At 32.1% G+C, this 21,162-nt stretch carries 19 protein-coding genes; 17 read left to right on the forward strand and 2 right to left on the reverse strand.

Annotation, left to right across the window (positions count from 1 at the left end; translation table 11 throughout):
* The first annotated feature begins 4 nt into the window (after positions 1 to 4).
* The 3 genes from J2Z43_RS09305 (at position 5) to J2Z43_RS09315 (ending at position 2,596) form a co-directional block, all read left to right on the forward strand.
* Positions 5 to 895, forward strand: a complete 891-nt coding sequence (locus J2Z43_RS09305) for an ABC transporter ATP-binding protein (RefSeq protein ID WP_209456936.1) — start codon at positions 5 to 7, stop codon at positions 893 to 895.
* A complete protein-coding gene (locus J2Z43_RS09310) occupies positions 888 to 1,691 on the forward strand; it encodes an ABC transporter permease (RefSeq protein WP_209456937.1) in 804 nt (267 codons plus the stop codon). Before J2Z43_RS09305 ends, J2Z43_RS09310 begins: the two co-directional genes overlap by 8 nt.
* A gap of 239 nt (positions 1,692 to 1,930) precedes the next feature.
* Entirely contained in the window at positions 1,931 to 2,596 is a 666-nt protein-coding gene (locus J2Z43_RS09315) for a Crp/Fnr family transcriptional regulator (RefSeq protein ID WP_209456938.1), read from the forward strand.
* Positions 2,597 to 2,704: 108 nt separating this feature from the next.
* On the opposite strand, the gene J2Z43_RS09320 is transcribed toward J2Z43_RS09315, so the two are convergent.
* Positions 2,705 to 3,478, reverse strand: coding sequence for an SDR family NAD(P)-dependent oxidoreductase (locus J2Z43_RS09320; RefSeq protein ID WP_209456939.1), 774 nt, complete (start codon positions 3,476 to 3,478; stop codon positions 2,705 to 2,707).
* Between the two features lie 274 nt (positions 3,479 to 3,752).
* On the opposite strand from J2Z43_RS09320, the gene hcp reads away from it, so the two are divergent.
* The 8 genes from hcp to J2Z43_RS09360 all read left to right on the forward strand — a co-directional run bounded on the left by hcp (position 3,753) and on the right by J2Z43_RS09360 (position 12,941).
* The gene (gene hcp / locus J2Z43_RS09325) at positions 3,753 to 5,618 is read left to right on the forward strand and encodes a hydroxylamine reductase (protein WP_234926309.1); all 1,866 of its coding nucleotides are present in this window, start codon (positions 3,753 to 3,755) and stop codon (positions 5,616 to 5,618) included.
* Positions 5,619 to 5,704: 86 nt separating this feature from the next.
* A complete protein-coding gene (locus J2Z43_RS09330; RefSeq protein ID WP_209456940.1) occupies positions 5,705 to 6,325 on the forward strand; it encodes a hypothetical protein in 621 nt (206 codons plus the stop codon).
* A gap of 1 nt (position 6,326) precedes the next feature.
* Positions 6,327 to 6,878 (forward strand): hemerythrin domain-containing protein, encoded by a 552-nt coding sequence (locus tag J2Z43_RS09335; protein WP_209456941.1) that lies wholly within the window; start codon positions 6,327 to 6,329, stop codon positions 6,876 to 6,878.
* A 298-nt stretch (positions 6,879 to 7,176) separates the two neighbouring features.
* Positions 7,177 to 9,546, forward strand: a complete 2,370-nt coding sequence (locus J2Z43_RS09340) for a glycyl radical protein (protein WP_209456942.1) — start codon at positions 7,177 to 7,179, stop codon at positions 9,544 to 9,546.
* 35 nt (positions 9,547 to 9,581) lie between these two features.
* Positions 9,582 to 10,487 (forward strand): glycyl-radical enzyme activating protein, encoded by a 906-nt coding sequence (locus J2Z43_RS09345; protein ID WP_209456943.1) that lies wholly within the window; start codon positions 9,582 to 9,584, stop codon positions 10,485 to 10,487.
* A gap of 256 nt (positions 10,488 to 10,743) precedes the next feature.
* Complete coding sequence (locus J2Z43_RS09350; RefSeq protein WP_024620285.1) at positions 10,744 to 11,106, forward strand: DUF134 domain-containing protein; 363 nt, start codon at positions 10,744 to 10,746, stop codon at positions 11,104 to 11,106.
* A 49-nt stretch (positions 11,107 to 11,155) separates the two neighbouring features.
* Positions 11,156 to 11,635: a NifB/NifX family molybdenum-iron cluster-binding protein gene (locus J2Z43_RS15195; protein WP_209456944.1), complete on the forward strand. Its 480-nt coding sequence runs from the start codon at positions 11,156 to 11,158 to the stop codon at positions 11,633 to 11,635.
* 262 nt (positions 11,636 to 11,897) lie between these two features.
* Positions 11,898 to 12,941 carry a helix-turn-helix domain-containing protein gene (locus J2Z43_RS09360; protein ID WP_209456945.1) on the forward strand — a complete coding sequence of 348 codons (1,044 nt, stop codon included), beginning with the start codon at positions 11,898 to 11,900 and terminating at the stop codon, positions 12,939 to 12,941.
* A gap of 30 nt (positions 12,942 to 12,971) precedes the next feature.
* Here J2Z43_RS09360 and J2Z43_RS09365 read toward each other — a convergent pair whose 3' ends face one another.
* Positions 12,972 to 13,934, reverse strand: a complete 963-nt coding sequence (locus J2Z43_RS09365) for a helix-turn-helix transcriptional regulator (RefSeq protein WP_209456946.1) — start codon at positions 13,932 to 13,934, stop codon at positions 12,972 to 12,974.
* Between the two features lie 332 nt (positions 13,935 to 14,266).
* Between J2Z43_RS09365 and J2Z43_RS09370 the strand changes: the two genes are divergently transcribed.
* The 6 genes from J2Z43_RS09370 (at position 14,267) to J2Z43_RS09395 (ending at position 21,010) form a co-directional block, all read left to right on the forward strand.
* On the forward strand, positions 14,267 to 15,199 hold the full coding sequence (locus J2Z43_RS09370; RefSeq protein WP_209456947.1) for an ABC transporter substrate-binding protein: 933 nt from the start codon (positions 14,267 to 14,269) through the stop codon (positions 15,197 to 15,199).
* Between the two features lie 67 nt (positions 15,200 to 15,266).
* Positions 15,267 to 16,196 (forward strand): ABC transporter substrate-binding protein, encoded by a 930-nt coding sequence (locus J2Z43_RS09375; protein WP_209456948.1) that lies wholly within the window; start codon positions 15,267 to 15,269, stop codon positions 16,194 to 16,196.
* A 201-nt stretch (positions 16,197 to 16,397) separates the two neighbouring features.
* Positions 16,398 to 17,426 carry a FecCD family ABC transporter permease gene (locus J2Z43_RS09380; protein ID WP_209456949.1) on the forward strand — a complete coding sequence of 343 codons (1,029 nt, stop codon included), beginning with the start codon at positions 16,398 to 16,400 and terminating at the stop codon, positions 17,424 to 17,426.
* The gene (locus J2Z43_RS09385) at positions 17,423 to 18,430 is read left to right on the forward strand and encodes a FecCD family ABC transporter permease (protein WP_209456950.1); all 1,008 of its coding nucleotides are present in this window, start codon (positions 17,423 to 17,425) and stop codon (positions 18,428 to 18,430) included. Before J2Z43_RS09380 ends, J2Z43_RS09385 begins: the two co-directional genes overlap by 4 nt.
* Positions 18,431 to 18,464: 34 nt before the next feature.
* Positions 18,465 to 19,286, forward strand: coding sequence for an ABC transporter ATP-binding protein (locus J2Z43_RS09390; protein WP_209456951.1), 822 nt, complete (start codon positions 18,465 to 18,467; stop codon positions 19,284 to 19,286).
* A complete protein-coding gene (locus J2Z43_RS09395; RefSeq protein ID WP_209456952.1) occupies positions 19,283 to 21,010 on the forward strand; it encodes an ABC transporter ATP-binding protein in 1,728 nt (575 codons plus the stop codon). The genes J2Z43_RS09390 and J2Z43_RS09395 overlap by 4 nt, the downstream gene beginning before the upstream one ends.
* Positions 21,011 to 21,162 lie beyond the last annotated feature (152 nt).

Below are 21,162 nucleotides of genomic sequence, written 5' to 3' on the forward strand. Positions count from 1 at the left end.
TCATATGGATGTATTAGTAGTCGACAATATAACTGTTGATTATGGAGGAGGAAAAGGAGTTTTTGATTTATCATTTTCTGTAGGGGAAGGAGAAGTTTTAGGATTTTTAGGACCAAATGGTGCAGGAAAGACTACTACTATCAGACAACTTATGGGATTTGCTCATCCAGATAAAGGAAGTTGTAAGATACTTGGTCTCGATTGTAAAACTAAGTCAGCTGAAATTCAAAATAGTGTTGGCTACCTTCCAGGTGAAATTGCTTTTATGGATGATATGACTGGAATGCAGTTTATAAAATTTATCGCCGAGATGAAGGGGATTAAGGATCTAAGTCGTGCTGATGAACTAATTTCATACTTTGAATTGAATACGAATGGTAAAATCAAAAAGATGTCTAAAGGGATGAAACAGAAGATAGGCATTGTATGTGCATTTATGCAAAATCCTAAGATTTTGATTTTAGATGAACCAACAAGTGGTTTAGATCCCCTGATGCAAAATAAATTTGTGGAACTTATAAGAACTGAAAAAGAAAGAGGAGCTACAATACTGATGTCTTCGCATATGTTTGAAGAGATTGAAAGAACTTGCGATAAAGCTGTAATAATAAAGTCAGGTATACTCGTAGCTAATGAAGATATGAATACCCTTAAAGAAACTAAGAGAAAAGGATTTGTGGTTACTATTGATACTGATGATATGGCAGAAAAATTTGCAAATGAGGTAACTGGAGTTGAATCTATTAAGGACAATAAAGTTACAGTCGGAATACAAGGCGATATAATGCCATTTATAAATATTCTTGCAAAATATCAAGTTACAAATCTAGAACCAGTTACTCAAAACTTGGAGAATCTTTTTATGCACTATTATGGAGGTGGATATAATGATTAGTATACCTTTATTTAAAAAAGAACTGAAATCTATATGGAAGATATTTATTATATTTTTAGCAGTACTTACAATGTATACGACTATTATAATGTCAATGTTTGACCCCGATCTTGGCAACCTTTTAGCTGATTTTGAAAAAGCTATGCCTGGAATTATGGCTGCTGTTGGTATGAAAGGTGCTGGGTCCACAAGTTTAGTTGGTTATACAGCATCGTATTTATTTGGATTTATAATGATTATTTTTCCGATGATATTTTCTATTATACTATCTAACAAGTTAGTAGCAAAGTATGTAGACAATGGTTCGATGGCTTACCTTCTTGCCACTCCAAATACTAGAGGTAAAATAGTTGTTACTCAAGCTGTATTCTCAATATTTTGTATGGCATTGCTTATAACATTTGTGACTATTATAGGAATTGCATTTAGTGAATCAAGTTTCTCAGGTGACTTAGATATAGAAAAATATGTACTTCTAAATGTCGGTGCATTTGCACTTCAAGTGGCGATAGGTGGATTTGGATTTTTGGTATCTTGTTTGAGCAATGAAACGAGAATATCTTACTCTATAAGTATAGGTGTTCCTATAGCCGCTTATATTATTCAGATGATAGCAAATCAAGGCGATAAATTTGAAAATCTTAAGTATGCGACATTCTTTACACTGTTTTCGCCAGATAAGATCGTTGCGGGTGATGAAAGTGCTCTTTGGATGGTAGGAAGCTTGCTTGTGGCAGGGCTTCTAATGTATATTGTTGGATGCTTAAGCTTTAAAAAACGTAATTTACCAATTTAATTGGATTTAGATATAATCTAGCAAGGTGTTATTAGATTTAATAATACTTTGCTAGATTTTTTATTATAATTATGACAAATAATCTTATTAATCGCATTACTAGATATATCTTAAAACTTGTTTATTTTAAAGCTAATAATGTATACTATAAGTTACTGGATATAAGTCAATTATTTTAAAAAAGTTAAAATGATTTGGAATATTAGAGTAGAAGTTTTATTATATAGGAGTGATAATAGATGAATTTAGAGAATTGTATACTTTTTAAAGGTATAAACTCTGAGGATATCAATAGGACATTAGAATCTTCAGATTCCAAGTATTTTACATATAAAAAGGACTCATGTATATTTGAAAGGGACGATGTACCTAAATATATGTACGTGCTTACAAGTGGAGCTGTACAAATAGAAAAAGTGGACTTAAATGGAAAGAGAATAATAATGAATGTATTCAGAGAAGAGGGGACGATATTTGGTGAAGTATACTTGTATTTAAATCAACACTCTTATGATTATTCCTGTATAACCATAGAGGACTCTGAAGTATTAGCAATACCAAAATCATTTTTTGATGTAGATAACGGAGATAATGAAGTTCAGAGAAAGATAACTTACAATATGCTAGAAATACTTTCGGAAAAAGCCTATCATTTAAATCAAAAGGTGTTGATACTTGGAAGTTTTTCGTTGCGTCAGAAGTTATCAAATTTTTTGATTCAAAAATCAAGAGATTCTGGTACAGTTCATTTAGAGTTCAATAGAGAAGAGCTAGCGGATTATATTGGAACGACTAGACCATCGCTTTCTAGGGAATTTGCAAATATGGAAAATGATGGCCTTATAAAGGTGAAAAAAGAGGAGATAATTATAATAGATATGGAGCGTTTGTCGGAAATATCTTAGAGTTATTACATAAAAAAATAAGTTTTAAACATAGATATAAATGAATTGGAGGACAGCGATATTACTAGTCGATGTTCTCCAATTTTTATTTTTAAATATTTATATTTTCTACAGTCCTTGCTGTTTTAACCATATTTTCATCATTAATTTTTGTGGCAAAAATTTAGCCACAATATGAGAAAGTTTTGTATACCAACCATAAATAGAAATATCTTTTCTTTTTTTAGAGTCATCAATTGCCTTTTCTGCCACCTTATCAGGTGTTACCATAAAGGGAAAATTATTAGTTGCTTTTTTTGCACCAATTATGGCTCTATCAAATAAATTTGTATCCATCCATCCGGGGCATACTGTAGTTACATAAATTCCTTGATCCTTAAGTTCTATATTTAAAGCTCTAGAATAATTCCGAATAAAGGCTTTTGTTGAGCTATATAAATTTTGATATGGAAGTGGTTGAAAAGATGCTTGAGATGCAATATTTAAAATACGAGCGCCTTTTTCCATATATGGAATACTTATAAGCCCCATAGAAACGGTCCCACTAACATTAAGATCGATCATGTTGATTGAATCTTTAAGATTCAAATCATTATAGGAACAGAATTTTGCGAAGCCAGCATTATTTATTAGATATAAAATTTTAGGGTTATTACATTCTAGATTATACGAAAAATCTATAATCTCTTTATTGTTTGATAGATCTACAGAAAAGGTTTGAACCTTTGTACCACAATCTTTTTTTAAGAGGTCTAATTTTTCTTGTTTTCTTGCAATTGCCCATATCTCATCAACACCCTTATCTTTTACGAGTATTTTAACAAATTCCTTTCCCAAACCGCTACTTGCACCTGTAATTATTGCTATATTTTTCCTTATCATAAATTTATCTCCTATAAAGTCTATATTTTTAAACATTCAAACTTAAATTTGAAAGTAGAGTGTGCTTAACAAGTTTTTGGCTCAGAACATTTCTTCTTATATATGTTCTGATATTTAAACGTATTATATTCATATAATGGACTTCAAAGCCAATGGTAATAAAAATTTTAAAAAATAAAAATTATATGTATTTGTAACATATGTTACAGAACTATCTATTGATTATCTTTATACTTGTAATTACAGAAAGCGAAAAAATTAGGAGGTTTTTAATATGAGTAAAATGTTTTGTTATCAATGTCAAGAGACAGCAGGAAATAAAGGATGTACAATGGGTGGAGTTTGTGGAAAGAAACCAGAAGTTGCAAACGCACAGGACTTCTTAATATGGATTACAAAAGGTACATCAGAAATTACTACTAGACTTAGAAAAGAAGGAAAATTAGTTAGCAAAGAGGTAAATCATTTAATAACTTTAAATCTTTTTACTACAATCACAAATGCTAACTTTGATATAGACTCAATAAATGCAAGAGTAGAAAAGACTTTATTAGCTAAAGAAGAATTATTAAAAGAACTTTCAAATAAAGCTAATTTATCAGAAGCAGCACTTTGGAGTGATAAAAACTCTAATGTTTGGGCTGAAAAGTCTACATCAGTAGGAGTACTTTCTACAGAAAATGAAGATGTTAGAAGTTTAAGAGAATTAATAACTTACGGATTAAAAGGACTTTCAGCTTATTCTAAGCATGCGAATGTACTTTTAGAAGACGATAAAGAGCTAGATGCCTTTTTACAAAGAGCTTTAGCTTCAACACTAGATGACAGTTTATCAGCAGACGATCTAGTAGCTTTAACATTAGAAACAGGAAAATTTGGTGTAGCAGGTATGAGTTTATTAGATAAAGCAAATACTACTACTTACGGAAACCCTGAAATGACTAAAGTAAATATAGGAGTTGGAAACAGACCAGGTATATTAATTTCTGGACACGATTTAAGAGACATGGAAATGCTTCTTAAACAAACAGAAGGAACAGGTGTAGATGTATATACACACTCTGAGATGCTTCCTGCTCACTACTATCCAGCATTTAAAAAATACGATCACTTCATTGGAAATTACGGTAATGCATGGTGGAAACAACAAGATGAGTTTGAATCATTCAATGGTCCAATACTAATGACTACAAATTGTATAGTTCCACCAAGAGATAGCTACAAAGATAGAATTTACACTACAGGTGCTTCTGGTTTTCCAGGATGTAAACACATTAATGGTGATATAGGAGAAGAAAAAGACTTCAGTGAAATAATTGAACATGCTAAGAAATGCCAAGCACCAAAAGAAATAGAAACTGGTGAGATAATAGGTGGATTTGCACACAATCAAGTATTTGAACTTGCAGATATAGTAGTTGAAGCAGTTAAGAGCGGTGCTATAGAAAAATTCATAGTAATGGCAGGATGCGATGGTAGACAAAAAGGTAGAAATTACTACACTGAATTTGCAGAGACACTTCCAGAAAAAACTGTAATACTTACAGCAGGATGTGCTAAGTACAGATACAATAAATTAAATTTAGGTGATATAGGTGGAATACCAAGAGTACTTGACGCAGGTCAATGTAATGACTCGTATTCACTAGCTGTAATAGCGCTTAAACTTAAAGAAATATTTGAGCTTAACGATATAAATGATCTTCCTATAATCTACAATATAGCTTGGTATGAGCAAAAAGCTGTTATAGTTCTATTATCTTTACTATATTTAGGGGTAAAAGATATACATCTAGGACCAACTCTACCAGCATTCTTATCACCAAATGTTGCGAATGTATTGGTAAAAGAGTTCGGAATAGCAGGAATACAATCAGTAGAGGAAGATATGGATCTTTTCTTCCCAGAAAACAAGGAAGGTGAAGAAGTGGAAGATAATAAAGGAACAATAACTGGAAATATGATAATGGGTGATGTACTTCGCAATTATCCAGAGCTAGCAGCTGTTTTCATGGATATGGGAATGCACTGTTTGGGATGCCCATCATCTCAAATGGAGAGTATATCAGACGCAAGTGTAGTACACGGATTAAAAGAACAAGAAGTATTAGAGAAATTAAACAGTTATTTAAATAAATAATTACTAGATAGTTACTAAACAATAAGATCTGTACAGATGCAAAATATATTGTGTTTGTGCAGATTTTATTATAAGAAGGTGAAAATATGAGTAAATTTTTAGGGCCAATTCATTTTTTAGTTTATGGTAAAGTTCAAAAAGAAGAAGATATGGTTGAACAAATTATAGATTTAGCAAAAAAAAATGGATGGAATTTGGGATTAAAAGAAGAAGTAGACAAGCAAGTTGGGATTATAGAAAGAGCACCACTTGATACAGTTATAGATACTGACAATATTCATGCTTGGCTTCAAGTACAGGTTTCACTTGTAGAAAGTCGTTTTGCATATGTAGTTAGTAAGTTGCTTTTAGATGATAAGGATAGAAAAGACTTGTTGCTAAAAGTTATGACAGAATTAGGACGCGAAAATGCTAAAGAAATTGAAAATATAGAATCTATAACTCCAGAAGATGTATACTTAACAATAAACAAGATATTTTTAGATGGAATGCCATGTGATAGAGCAAACGAAATAATCGAGAAAGAAGAAGATAAAATCGTTTGGAGACTTAGAATAGATGTTCATGAAGATTACTGGAATCACGGAGTATCTGTTGAAGTTTATCATGAGTTAAGAAAAGCTTGGCTTGATGGATACATTGAAAATTCGACTATCGAATTAGAACAGCTAAATGCCAATACTTATCAATTGATGAGGAGAAGATAATATGTATGCTATAGAGATATTAGTAAAAGAACATGAAAATATAAAGAAATTTACTGATCAGATGGAGAGAATCTGCATAAACATTATGGATGGAGCAGAACTTAATACAGAATTATTTAGAAAAGCCATAGTTTTTATAAGAGAATACGCAGATGGCCATCACCATGGAAAAGAAGAAAAGATTTTGTTTCAGTATATGATAGATAACTTAGGTTCAGTTGCAAATACGCTTGTAAGAAATGGGATGCTTGTTGAACACGATTTAGCTAGACTTAATGTACTTGAAATGGAAAATGCAATAAATAGATATGAGGAATCTCACAGCACTAAAGATAAACTAGATATAATTTCAAATATGATGGGATATGTATATTTACTTAGACGCCATATAGATAAAGAAGACGGAGTAGTTTATCCTTACGCTGAAAATAATTTAAGTCAGGTACTTCTAAATGAAGTTGATGCAAAATCTAGAGAGATTGAAGACGGTGTTCTTGAAAGAGATGATTATGCTGAGCATTTGAGATTTTTAGAAAGTTTAATAGAAATGTAATAACTCCCCTTAAAGTAGACTTAAAGATTAGTTGAACTACTTTAAGGGGTTATTTTGTTTTGAAAACTAAATCTGTATTGACATTTAATATGAGTGATGATATTCTTTATACAAAGTACAATATATTATACATTTGTATAATATAAGAAACGAAAGTAGTAATACAGTAATCGTAAGACGTTGAAGTTTTCTCAAAGAATATAGTTAAATACAATAGATATTATAAACGCTATAAACGTACGATATATCGTACAAAATATAATAAAAAATATATTAGTTTGAAAGAAAGGGGATAATTATGATTACAGAAAGAATTGAATCAGCAAGACAGAATTACATCAACTCAAAACCAGCTATCTCATATGAGAGAGCCAGAATATGGACAGAATCTCATAAAAAGACTGAAGGTCAATCAATAGCAATAAGAAGAGCTAAGGCATTTAGAGATACTTGCGAGCAACTCGAGATTAATATTTTTGATGGAGAGCTCATCGTAGGTGCTATTGGTGAATTCAGAAAGTGTGGAATCCTAACGCCTGAATTTTCTTGGACTTGGGTTGATAGAGAAATGGATAACTTTGATAAAAGAGTTCAAGATCCATATATAATGACTGATGAACAAAGAGCATTTGTAAGAAAAAATATATTCCCGTACTGGGAAGGAAAATCTCTAGAAGAAGCATTTTTATCTCGTTTACCTGAAGATACTGCGAAGGTAGCAGTAGATACAGGTTTTGTAGATAACGATTCAAAGTGGAGACAAGCCGTTGGTGAAATTACTCCAGATTACCAAGACGTGCTTTTCAAAAAAGGTTTTGGAGGCATCATAAAAGAAGCTGAAGAGAATATAGCTAATCTATCTTTAACTTCAGCGGATGATATGGAAAAGAAACAGTTTTATGAGTCTATTATAATTACTTCTGAAGGGATTATAACATTTGCAAATAGATATGCGGCTAAAGCAAGAGAGATGGCTGAGGAAGAAACGGACAGTGCTAGAAGAAATGAATTGATAATAATTGCTGAGATCTGTGATGTAGTGCCTAGAAATCCACCTAAGACATTTTATGAAGCTATGCAATTCATGTGGTTTACACAGGTTGGTGGTATAATTTCAGAAAATCCACTAGCACTTAATCCAGGTAGATTTGATCAATATATGTATCCTTATTACAAAGCTGATCTAGAAAAAGGATTTATAACTAAAGAGAAAGCACAAGAACTTGTAGACTCTCTTTGGCTAAAGTTGTCAGAGTGGGTTTGGACTATATCAGCAAACACTGCTGACTTCTTCGCTGGATACAACCAATTCCAAAACCTGACAGTTGGTGGGAAAACAAGAGAAGGAAAAGATGCAACTAATGATGTGACTTATTTTTGCTTAAATGCTACGGAAAGAGTGAAAACTCATCAACCTGGTTTGAGTGTAAGAGTTCATCAGGATTGCCCTAGTGATTTTTTAGATTCAGTTACCCATTTAGTAAGTAAAGGAACTGGATTCCCTGCTATTCACAGTGACAGTGCAGGATATCAAATGCTTATAAATGCAGGATATGATCCAGAAGATGCAAGGGATTGGAACAATTGCGGATGTGTAGTTCCCCACTTTAGAAAAACAGGTGAGTGGACATCAGCTGTAAATATAAACTTCACAGCTGCTCTGGAATTTGCGTTAAATAAGGGTAAAAGCAGAATTTCTGGAGATAAAATAGGCATAGATGAAAAAAATCCAGAGAGTTTTGTATCTTATGAAGAAGTTGAAGAAGCTTTTTATAAGCAATTTGACAATTTAATAGAGCATTCAATTATAGCAACATTAGTGGCACAAAGACTTCATAAAGAGATGGTACCGAGACCGTTTTTATCATCATGTATAGAAGATTGCATGACAAAAGGAAAAGATTTAGTAGATGCAGGTGCAAAATACAACCTTGGACCAGTTTTAACAGGTATAGGCCTTGCTGTTACTTCAAATTCACTAGCTGTTATTAAAAAGCTTGTATTTGAAGATAGAGTGACAACAATGGAGACTATAGTAAAAGCTCTGGATGCCAACTGGGAAGGGTATGACGAGTTAAGACAACTTGCGTTAAACGTACCGAAATACGGAAATGATATAGATTATGTAGATGATATTGCAATAAAAATGGCGAATCATTACTATAGAGAAGGCCACAAGTACACAGATATAAACGGTAATAATTTCAATACTGCATTTATGGGAATTTCGAATTATCTACCAACTGGTAAGGTTGTAGGAGCTACACCTTGTGGAAGAAGATCAAAAGAGCCCTTATCTGAAGGGGTATCTCCATTTGCAGGATCAGATACATCTACACCTTTAGCTGCGATGAGATCAGCTGCAAAACTTAATCAAGATGTTCACTCTGGAGGGACTTTATTAAATCTTAGATTAAACGAGGACTTACTTAAGACAAAGAGAGGTCAAAGTAATTTAGGGTCAATGATACAATCATTCTTCTCATTAGGAGCCTTCCACGTTCAGTTTAACACAATTTCTACTGAGGTACTTCGTAAAGCTCAAGAGAAGCCTGAAGACTATAAGGATTTACTTGTTAGAGTTGCTGGATACAGTACTCAATTTGTCAATCTATCAAAATCTATGCAGGACGCTATAATAGCAAGAACAGCTCATGAAAACTATTAAAATAAAAAGTAAGTTTATGTCTAGGAGGAAGTAGTATGAAACATATTAGTGGATATATTATGGAACCACAGAATTTTTCTGTTAACGATGGCGATGGAATAAGAACAAATATATTTTTCGCTGGTTGTCCTCTAAGATGCAGTTGGTGTTCAAATCCAGAGAGCCATACTTACACTAACAAGATAGCATATTACGAAAAGACATGTGTAAACTGCGGTAGGTGTACTGACTCATGTGTATACGGCGTAGGAATAAATTTAAACGAGCAAATCAATAGAGATAAGTGCAAGGCATGTGGCAATTGTTCAGAGGTTTGCCCAACAAAGAGCAGAAAAAATTTAATTTATAAATACACTGTTAAAGACATGATTGAAGCTATAGAAAAGCAAAAAATATTTTACAGTTATTCAAATGGCGGAGTGACTTTTTCAGGAGGAGAAGCCACATTGCAAGAAGCTTTACTCAGAGAGCTAGTAAATGAACTCTATGATAAAGCAATTAATATGGCGATAGAGACATGTGGATATTTTGAATTTGAGCAAGTAAAAGATATACTGACAAAATTAAATTTGATATTTATAGATATTAAGCATATGGATGAAGGTAAGCACAGAATATTCACAGGAGTAGGAAACAGTAAAATTCTCGAAAATATAGCAAAAATAAATGAGTTGGAAGTACCAATAGTTGTAAGAATTCCAGTAATTGATGGAGTAAATTCAGACTTTCAAAATATCAAAAGAACAGCTAAGTATGTCAAAGATAACATTAAAAGACCAAAAATAGAATTACTACCATACCATTCCTTTGGAGACGGAAAATATGAAGCGCTCGGATTAGATAAGCCGACAGAAGAATTTAAAAGGCCGTGTCAAGAATATCTTGAAGAGCTATTCAAGATTATTGAAGGAGAAGGAGTAGAAATAGTAAGCTATAAATAATTTAATAAAGAAATATCAACATTATAAAGAGGCTACTAAACTAACCGATTAATAAGGCATGTACAATTATTAATAAAGTATAGTGGTCTTTTTTATGCAATTATATTTATTACAATATTATAGCGTTGTAATAAAATAGCTTACACCAATATAGTTAATATATTTAAAAAAGTTATTGACATATGTCATCAATAGAGATAGAATTAATAATGACATATGTCAATAACTTATTTTTGTGATGAAAAGGGAGGATAGTATGCCTAGACCGAGAAAGTGGAGAAAAGTATGTTGTCTCCCAAATTACATAAAATTTGGACCATTAGACAAGACAATAAATGATGAACACTTTATTAAGATGACTGTAGATGAATACGAGACGATAAGACTTATTGATCTTGAGGGTTTAAACCAAGAAGAATCTTCTAAACAGATGGGTATTGCGAGAACTACTGTTCAGGGAATATATATTGAAGCCAGAAAAAAATTAGCAGATTCTCTAGTAAATGGAAAAGTGCTGTGGATTGAAGGTGGAGAGTATACACTATGTGATACTGACGATGGGTGTGGAAAAGGTTGTTGCAGAAGAAGATGCAGGCATGACAAAGAGTGTGGCAAATAACAAATGAAATTGATTGATAAAAATAATATAAAAAATTGGAGGAATTAAAATGAAAAAGATAGCTATTGCAAGTAAAGAATTAGTGATTGATAATCACTTTGGTCATTGTGAAGAATTTAGGGTATTTGATACAGATGGAAATGAAATAGTTAAGGAAGAGACTATAAAAAATCCTGGACATAAAAAAGGATTTATACCTGAATTTTTAGGAAATATGGGTGTAAATGTAGTTATAGCTTCTCACATAGGAGAAGGAGCTACAAGATTATTAAACGAAAAGGGAATCGAGATGATTGTTGGAGCAAGCGGAAGTGTTGAGACTGCTGTTAAAGAGTATCTAGCTGGAAATCTTAAATCTCAAGAGAAATCTTGTTGCGGTCACGGTGATCATGATAAATGTGGGGGACACGGAGAAGGAAGAAAACACGAAAAGCACGGAAAGTGTGGAGGACATGGGAATCATGGAGAACACGGAAAATGTGGTGGTAACAAAGAGCATGGCCAATGTGGAGGGCACCACCACGAATAATTTTTAGATCTTATAATTTAATTGCGCATATAAAACATTTTGTTTTGTATGCGCTTTTTAATTTTTTCTCTATTATATAAAGTTTTGATTCTCGTCTAATTTTTTGAAAAAATTCCCACTTAAAAAAACTGAGCTAGCATAAATGATTAAAAAGAGATTGATAATACATATAAAAAGAAATATAATTAATAAATGACAATGAATTACATTATCAATAAGTTCACTTAAATTACAATAACAATACAGGAAAGGAGGTTTAGCAATGACACATAAATTTAAAATAAATACAAGAGATGAATGCTCATCAATGATCATGCAATATTCATCAATTCGTTCACAATTTTCCACAATACGAGATTCTAAATTTATTGATAATGAAAAAGAAATAATATATGATATAAAGCCGGAATACGGAAAAGGTTCAATTAAATTTTATAACTTGATGGGTAATGTAATGCTTGTAATATACGATACGATATTCGATCACGATATGATTACTGAGTTTGACTTGTCTGAGAACTATTTTGAAATAGAATACTGTGTTGATGGATGTCTGAAATTCAGTGAAGATAAAGTGGGGGATACATGTTTATATTCAAACGATCTATCTATTTCAACATCACGTGAAACTCGTGGTAAGGTCTTTAATTTTGCTGGTCAGAAATACCAAGGGATTTCTATAACTACTGACAAATCAGCTATTTCATCGTACTTTGGAAGTAGTGGTATAAAATTATGGGAAGATACCATAGAAAAATTGGAAAATGATCAAAGAAACAAATACTATCGAGGTATCAATGTTTCACCAGAACTTTCTAATATATTTTTACAGATATTTAATTGCAAGTTACCTCAGAGATCTAAAGTTTTATTTTTAGAGAGCAAAGTTATGGAATTATTGTCAAAAATAGCATCTTATGAAATTTTAGATACTTGTGAAACAGACCAAGCGCAGTTGGATGTATTTGAGATTAGTCAGATAAAAAAGATTCCAGAGATTTTAATGGAAAATTTATATGAACTACCAACGACAGATATAATTTCAAAGCAACTAGCAATTAATAAAAATAAGATTGTTAAAGGTTTTAAAGCTATATATGGTGATACAATTTTTAGATATCACAGAAAAATGTGCTTACAACGAGCATCTATGTTATTGTTGGATACAGATAAAACTATTAGCGAAATAGCTTTGGATGTGGGTTATTCAAATCCGAGTAATTTCTGTTATGCTTTTAAGAAGGAATTTAATGTAACACCTCTTCAATACAAAACGGATTCAATTAAGTTAGCTAGAGATATTTAGAAAATCCTTGTTGTATTTAGATATAATTAATTATAAATCGAAGGATTTTCTAAATGAACTAGGTGTAATACCATAAACTTTTTTAAATGCTGCAGAAAACTTGCTTGCACTTTCATATCCCAAAGTTGTTGAGATATTGTGTATACTCATATCGTCGTGAGATAAAAATCTAAGAGCTTGTTCCATTTTTTTATGTCTAATGTATTCGTAAATTGTTTTGCCATAAGTTGCTTTAAAGCATCGTCTAAGTTTTGACTCGCTCATCTCAGTAATACTTTTCATTTCTTCTAATGTAGGTGGATTTAGAATATTTTTATCTATTTCTTCTTTTAATAGCCATATAAACTGCATGTTTTGATAGCTTAAGTGATTATGACGAGATATATTCAAGAAATTTTCATTTGTTAAGTTTCGTGTAATTATTGAGAATATTTCATATATCTTACCTAAATAGTAAATAAACGGTAGATCACATCTTCTAATGGCGTATTTTAGCTGTTCAAAGATCATAAGCAATTCAGGTGTGTTGTAATGATTTGGATTTATAGCTAAATTGACGGATAAATAATGTGAAAAGTAGTTCATATTTGTCAACATAAAATCTTCTTGTAACAGGGTAAATGTATACCATACAGGTTCATCTGCACCGATAATTATTTTAAATTCTTTACCTCTATTGATAAAAAGATGTATGCCTTGGTATAGATGCCTTGTTTTTTTCCCATTTTCAATAATAGTTATATTTCCGCTATATAAAGAGCACATCAATATATGATTTTCTGGAATATTGTAAATATAAGTGAATGGTTTAAGTAGCTCAAAATAAGCATCGCTAAATATTAAACCATCATATGGATTTACTTCTACAAACCAACTATCTCCATTTTCTTTTGGAAATCTATATACACTTCCATTTCCGTATTCAGATTTCTTGCAATTTAATCGTAATGCAAAGTCCTCGATCAATTCAGCTGTTTTTTTATCTATACTCATAAATCTAACCCTTTCATAAAATATTGTGTAAGAATCATATAATTATATCCACATGTTAACATATTAATATTTTTTAAACAATATATCTAATGATCCAAAACGGTATAATTATGTACCAATACTACACTATAATCAAAGTTGAATTACTTGTAAAATATTGAAAACACTTGATTCTAAATGAAATGATTAGAATTACAACCTGATGAAATGCAAATGATAATTATTGACAGTTGAAAAAACATATTGATATAATACTCATGAATCGATTATAGCTAGCTAATATAATTCAAAGGTTAATTATAAATTTATTTTATATACAAACAGAGGAAAAAATGAATATCAAAAAATTTAAAGTACTAATTGTTACGTGTATGGCTTTTGTATTTTCTATAATGGCAATTGGTTGTTCTAAGAGTAGTATTAGCGATGAAAAATCGGATGATACTTCTAAAACCAGAATTGTACAAACAGTAAAAGGAGATATCGAAGTACCTGCAAATCCCAAAAGAATAATAATTAATTATTTTCAAGGGGACCTACTTGCATTGGGCGTAAAACCAATGGCAAGTTCTTTTATGGAGGGAGAAACTGCATTTGAAGAAGAACTTAAAGATGTTACTAAAATTGAAAAATGGGAGCCTGAAGAATTGATGGCACTTGATCCAGATTTAATAATAGTAATAAGCGAAGAGGATTATAAAAAATTCCATAAGATAGCACCTACAATCTTTATTCCTTTCACTGAAATTACTGCAGAGGAGAGGTTGACCCTAATAGGTGAGGTAGTTGGAAAGCAGGATGAGGCTAAGAAAGTACTCAGCGATTTTGACAAGAAAATTGAAGATGGCAAAAAGAAGTTAGAAAAAGCAGGTGTAATGGATAAAACTTTTACTTTGTTAGAGAATAATTCAGGGAAAATATGGGTGTTCGGTAATAGATGGGGTAGAGGCGGAGAGATATTCTATGATTATCTAGATTTAAAAGCTCCAGATGTGATAGAGAAAGATATAATAGACGGAGAAGATCAATATATAGAGCTATCATTAGAAGCTTTACCTGAATACTGTGGTGATTACATAATTAAATCGGTTTGGGCTAAAGAAGATAATTTAAAAGACAATGGTCTTTGGAATAATATAAAAGCTGTAAAAGAAGGTAGAGTTATAACAACTAGCGCAGAACTATACTACTATATGGATATTTATTCTATGAATGCACAGCTTGATATTTTTGTAGATGATATTCTAAAATTGACAAACAAATAAAAATCTGGGTGAAATAAATAAAAAAAGGTTTATATATAAAACTTATATAAAGATGAGGAGTTAAAAGATGACTATAAAAAAATTAAAATTTATTCCTATAGCTTGTACTATTTTTATGATTTCGATGTTGGCAATTGGGTGCTCTAATACTAGTAATAACGACAAAGAGACACAAGAAAAATCTAAAACTAGAACGATTAAAACGGTTAAAGGTGAGATAGAAGTTCCTGCTAATCCAAAAAGGATAGCCGTTAATTTTTATCAAGGTGATTTACTTGCGTTAGGTATAAAGCCTATAGCAACTGAAAAAGCAGAAGGAGAAACAGCATTCAAAGATGAGTTAAAGGGTGTCAAAGAAATTGAAAAATGGGAACCTGAAGAAGTAATGGCACTTGACCCAGATTTGTTGATAGTTACAAGTGAAGAAGACTATGAAAAATTAAATAAAATTGCACCAACAGTGCTTGTTCCTTTTGGAGAATTTACTACAGAAGAGAGAGTAACTCTTTTAGGTGAAGTTGTTGGAAAGCAAGATGAGGCTAAGAAAGTACTAGAGAATTTCAAACAAAAAGTGGACGATAGCAAAGAAAAGTTAAATAAAGCGGGATTAATGGATAAAAAATTTACTCTGCTAGAAAGCCATTCTGGTAAAACATGGATTTATGGTAATAAATACGGTAGAGGTGGAGAAATATTTTATGACTACCTTGATCTTAAAGCACCGGATGTAATAGAAAAAGAGATAATAGACGCGGACCAGTACAGAGAGATATCTTTAGAGGCTTTACCTGAGTACTGCGAAGATTATGTAATTAATTCAACATGGGGCGGGAAAGATACTTTAACAGAAAATGATATATGGAATAATATTACAGCAGTAAAAGAAGGAAAAGTTATAAAGACTAGTGCAGAATTATACTTCTATGTAGATATATATTCTATGGATGTGCAGCTTGATAATTTTGTAGATGCTATTCTAGCTACTACAGATAATTAGATCTGATCTTGATAAAAAAATGTAGGTCATACATAAAATACTCATAAAGGTGAGGAGATACAAATTGATTGGAAAAAAAATAAAACTAACTACTATAGTTTGTATGATTTTTATGATTTCGATGCTATTCTAGACACTACTAATAGATAGATCTTTTATAATTTTAAGTTTTATAAAATAATTATGTAAGAAGGAATTGAAATGCAAACACAAAATTTAGAATCACAAAAAAGAGGTAAAGTAGATTTTATATTATTTATGGCTATAGGATTAGTACTTCTAATTATCTTTTTAGCTGGATCTATTTCATTTGGTGCAGCAAATATGGATATAGCAACAGCTTGGGAAGCTATAATAAAATTTAATCCAAGTGTAACAGAGCATCAAATTATTAGAACACTTCGTGTGCCTCGTACTTTTGGAGATATTATTGTTGGAGCGAGTTTGGCGGTTGCAGGAGCGATAATGCAGGGTAGTACTAGAAACCCATTAGCCGACTCGGGCTTGATGGGAGTTAATTCAGGTGCCGCTTTTGCGATAGCGATAAGTTTAGCCTTTTTTCCAGGGGGTTCGTACTCTAATCTTAGTCTATTCTCATTTGCAGGAGCGGGGCTAGGGGTAGGGATAACTTACTTCATAGCTTCATTGAGCAAGAGGGGAATGACGCCACAAAGGCTTGTACTATCAGGGATATCAATATCTATGCTTTTCAGTGCGATGAGTTCATTTATTGCAATTAAGTATAATATCGGTCAACAACTCAGCTACTGGTCATCAGGAGGCGTTGCAAGTGTCTCTTTTGGAGAGCTATTAGTAGTTTTACCGTGGTTTGTAATTGGTATAATATTATCGATCGTGCTTTCCCCATCAATCACTGTATTGAGTTTAGGCGAAGATGTAGCAAAGGGATTAGGGCAGAAGACTGTATTTGTTAAATCTGTTGCATCTATAGTAGTGCTTATTCTAGCAGGGATATCTGTTTCTATAGCAGGCCCTATAGGATTTGTAGGGCTAATTATACCTCATATGATGCGCTTCTTAGTAGGGGTTGATTATAGATATATAATACCTGCATCAGCTTTATATGGAGCGGCATTTATGGTAGGTGCAGATTTATTTGGGAGGTTAATCAATAAGCCTTATGAGACTCCATTAGGAATAATGTTTTCGATTATTGGAGTGCCCTTCTTTCTTTATATATCAAGAAAGGAAAGGAGATCATTTGAATGAAAATAAATCCAGTCATGAAAAAAAATATACTGATTTTTATGTTGTTTTTAGCTTTACTTTCATCAGCTATTGTTAGTATGAATGTTGGTAAGATGGACCTAAATCCTAGTGAAGTACTTAATGTAGTACTTGGTAATGGTACATCAAAACAAAACTTAATTGTTTACGAATTTCGTCTACCTCGTATTGTTTTATCAATACTTGTAGGTATTGGTATGGCAACATCAGGTTGCATTTTACAAGCTTTGTTTAAAAATGATCTGGCAGATCCGGGAATATTAGGAATTAGTTCTGGTTCAGGATTATTCATGCTTGTTTATATATCAGTATTCGCTGTTAATGGGGTTTCATCAGCCATTGCTTTACCGGTGCTGTCGTTTATTGGTGGAATGATTGCCGTCGTACTAATTTATGCGTTATCTTATAAACGAAATTCGGATATTTCCTCTACAAGGCTTGTTCTTACAGGTGTTGCTATGAATACTGGATTTGGAGCTCTGTCTCTATTCATTACACTAAAATTAAACCGCAATCAATTCAACTTTGCACAAAAGTGGTTAGTTGGAAGTCTTTGGGGAGATGATTGGAGATATATAGTTATTTTACTACCGTGGATATTTGTATTTTGTCTATATGCCTTTTATAAAGCGAAAACTTTAAATATTCTTAATTTAGGGAATCAATTAGCTACAGGAGTTGGAGTTCCAGTAAAAAAAGAATTTTTAGGATTATCTATAGCAGCAGTAGCTTTGGCTTCTGGAAGTGTAGCATTAGGTGGATCTATGTTCTTCGTAGGACTGATTTCCCCGCATATAGCGAGAAAGATTGTAGGTCCCAATCACAAGGTACTTCTTCCAAGTTGCGCTTTAATAGGCGCATTGGTTATGATCTTAGCCGATACAATAACGCGTACTGTAAGTTTTGGGGCTGATATACCTACAGGTATAATCATAACAATTCTTAGTACTCCTTATTTCATATATCTTCTAGCTCGTTCAGAATAATAATTGTTCATATATATAGAAAGTAGGTAAAAAAATGATTAGTATAGAAGCAAAAAATCTATCTATAGCTTATGATGAGAGTGTAATAGTAGAAAACTTAAATGCAGGTATTCCAGAAGGCAAAATAACCACTATCATTGGTCCTAATGGCTGTGGTAAATCTACGATATTAAAGTCTTTAGGTCGCATTATGAAGCCAAAGAATGGAATGATTTATATAAATGGTGATGACATTAGAAAACTATCTACAAAAGAGATTGCGAAGAGAATGGCGGTTTTACCACAGTCGCCTCAATCGCCAAACGGACTTACTGTAGGTGAGCTTGTAGCTTATGGAAGATATCCACATCAAAAAGGATTGGGAAGTCTTACACCTGAAGATAAAAAAATTATATCTTGGGCACTAGACGCTACAAAAATTTCGGAATTTGCTGATAGGTCTGTAGAGACTCTTTCTGGAGGACAGAGACAAAGAGTTTGGATAGCTATGGCTCTTGCACAACAGACAGGTATAATTTTACTAGATGAGCCTACTACTTATTTAGACTTATCTCACCAATTAGAAGTATTGGAATTACTGTACGATTTAAATAAAAAGCAAGGAAGTACTATTGTCATGGTAATACATGATTTAAATCTTGCAGCTCGTTTTGCTGACTATATGATTGCAATACGAGGTGGAGAAATTATTTCAAGCGGAACTCCTGATGAGGTTATGAATAGGTCGGTACTTAAGAAAACATTTAATATAGATGCTGAAATAGTAAAAGACCCTCGAACTCTTCGCCCCGTTTGTATTACTTATGATTTGATAAAAAATGGTTACACAGAAATAAGGAGAGTGAATTTTAATTGAATATATTGAAGAAGTTTTTCTCCTATTACAAGCCTTATAAAAAACTATTTATTGTAGACTTCTCATGTGCTACTTTGTCAGCTTTATTAGAGCTTGTTTTCCCATTAGCAATAAGTATCGTGTTAGACGATCTATTGCCAAAAGGAAATTGGACATATATCCTTTATGGATGTATAGTTTTATTAGGTATATATTTTGTGAGCTCGATTTTACATTATATTGTTACCTATTGGGGGCACAAGCTAGGTATTAGTATTGAAGCAGATATGAGAAAAGGGCTTTTTGAGCATGTTCAGAGATTATCTTTTAGATTTTTTGATAATAATAAAACTGGACATTTAGTTTCTAGGATGACAAACGATTTAATGGATATGGGGGAATTAGCGCACCATGGACCAGAAGATATGTTTATTGCGGCGATGACTCTTATAGGTGCATTATCTATTATGCTTTCAATAAACTTAAAGTTGACGGTTATAACCTTTATTACTGTTCCATTTATGATATACCTTTCTTTATACTTTAGTAAGAAGATGGCGATTGCATTTGATCATATGTATGAAGAAATAGCTAATTACAATGCACGTGTAGAAAACAATGTAAGTGGAATGCGTGTAGTTCAAGCTTTTACTAACGAAGATTACGAAATAAATAAATTTCAAAAAAATAACCACAGTTTCTTTTTAACAAAGTGTGTTACATATAAAATTATGGCGTGGAACTCATCTATAAGTTTTATACTTATGAAACTAGTATCTATATTTGTATTACTATGTGGAACTTGGTTTGTACTTAACGGAGAAATGAGTAATGGTGAATTCGTTTCTTTTGTAATGTTGTCAAATGTATTTTTATCTCCAATCCAAAAGATTGCATCTATTATTGAAACCTATCCAAAAGGCGTAGCAGGATTTAAAAGATTCATTAATCTTTTAGAAACTAATCCAGATGTAAAAGATAAACCAGGTGCAAAGACTATTGATAAAGTTAAAGGCGATATTTTATATAAAAATGTTACATTTAACTATGATAATACAGATAGAAATGTTTTAAGCAATATCGATTTAAAAATTAATGCCGGCGAAACTGTAGCATTAGTCGGACCATCCGGATCAGGCAAATCGTCGCTATGCAGTCTTCTCCCTAGATTTTATGATTTGGAAGAAGGCAATATATATTTAGATGGAATTGATTCTAAAGACTTGACGGTTAATTCATTAAGAAGCCATATTGGTATTGTACAACAGGATGTATTTTTATTCGATGGGACAATACGTGAAAATATAGCTTATGGTAAATTAGACGCAACCAAAGATGAGATTTGGAAAGCGATAAGGCAAGCCCAACTTGAAGATGTAATACTAGCTATGCCTGATGGTTTGAATACTTTTATTGGTGAAAGAGGAGTTAAATTATCAGGAGGTCAAAAACAAAGATTATCAATAGCAAGGATGTTCCTAAAGAATCCTTCTATATTGATATTAGATGAGGCTACTTCTGCACTTGATTCGGAAACAGAGGCAGCTATACAATTGGCATTAGAAGTATTAGCTGAAGGACGTACTACATTAATTATAGCTCATAGATTGTCTACTGTTAAAAATGCGGATAAGATAGTAGTCTTAAATAATGGAGTAATTGATGAGGTGGGTACACATAAAGAACTTGTAAATAATAAAGGGATTTATTCAAAATTGTACGATAGACAAAGTGTTTTAGCGTAGAAAAAATAATATAAAACAAAGAAGTCAGGAAGCATACGTTTCCTGACTTCTTTATTTTATACATTAAAAAATTAAACTGAATTAAAATTCAATTTTGGTTCAAAAGATTTTCTCTCAATATAAATGGTGACTGTATCAACATAGATCATACA

The organism is Metaclostridioides mangenotii, assembly GCF_017873185.1.
Lineage (GTDB): Bacteria > Bacillota > Clostridia > Peptostreptococcales > Peptostreptococcaceae > Metaclostridioides > Metaclostridioides mangenotii.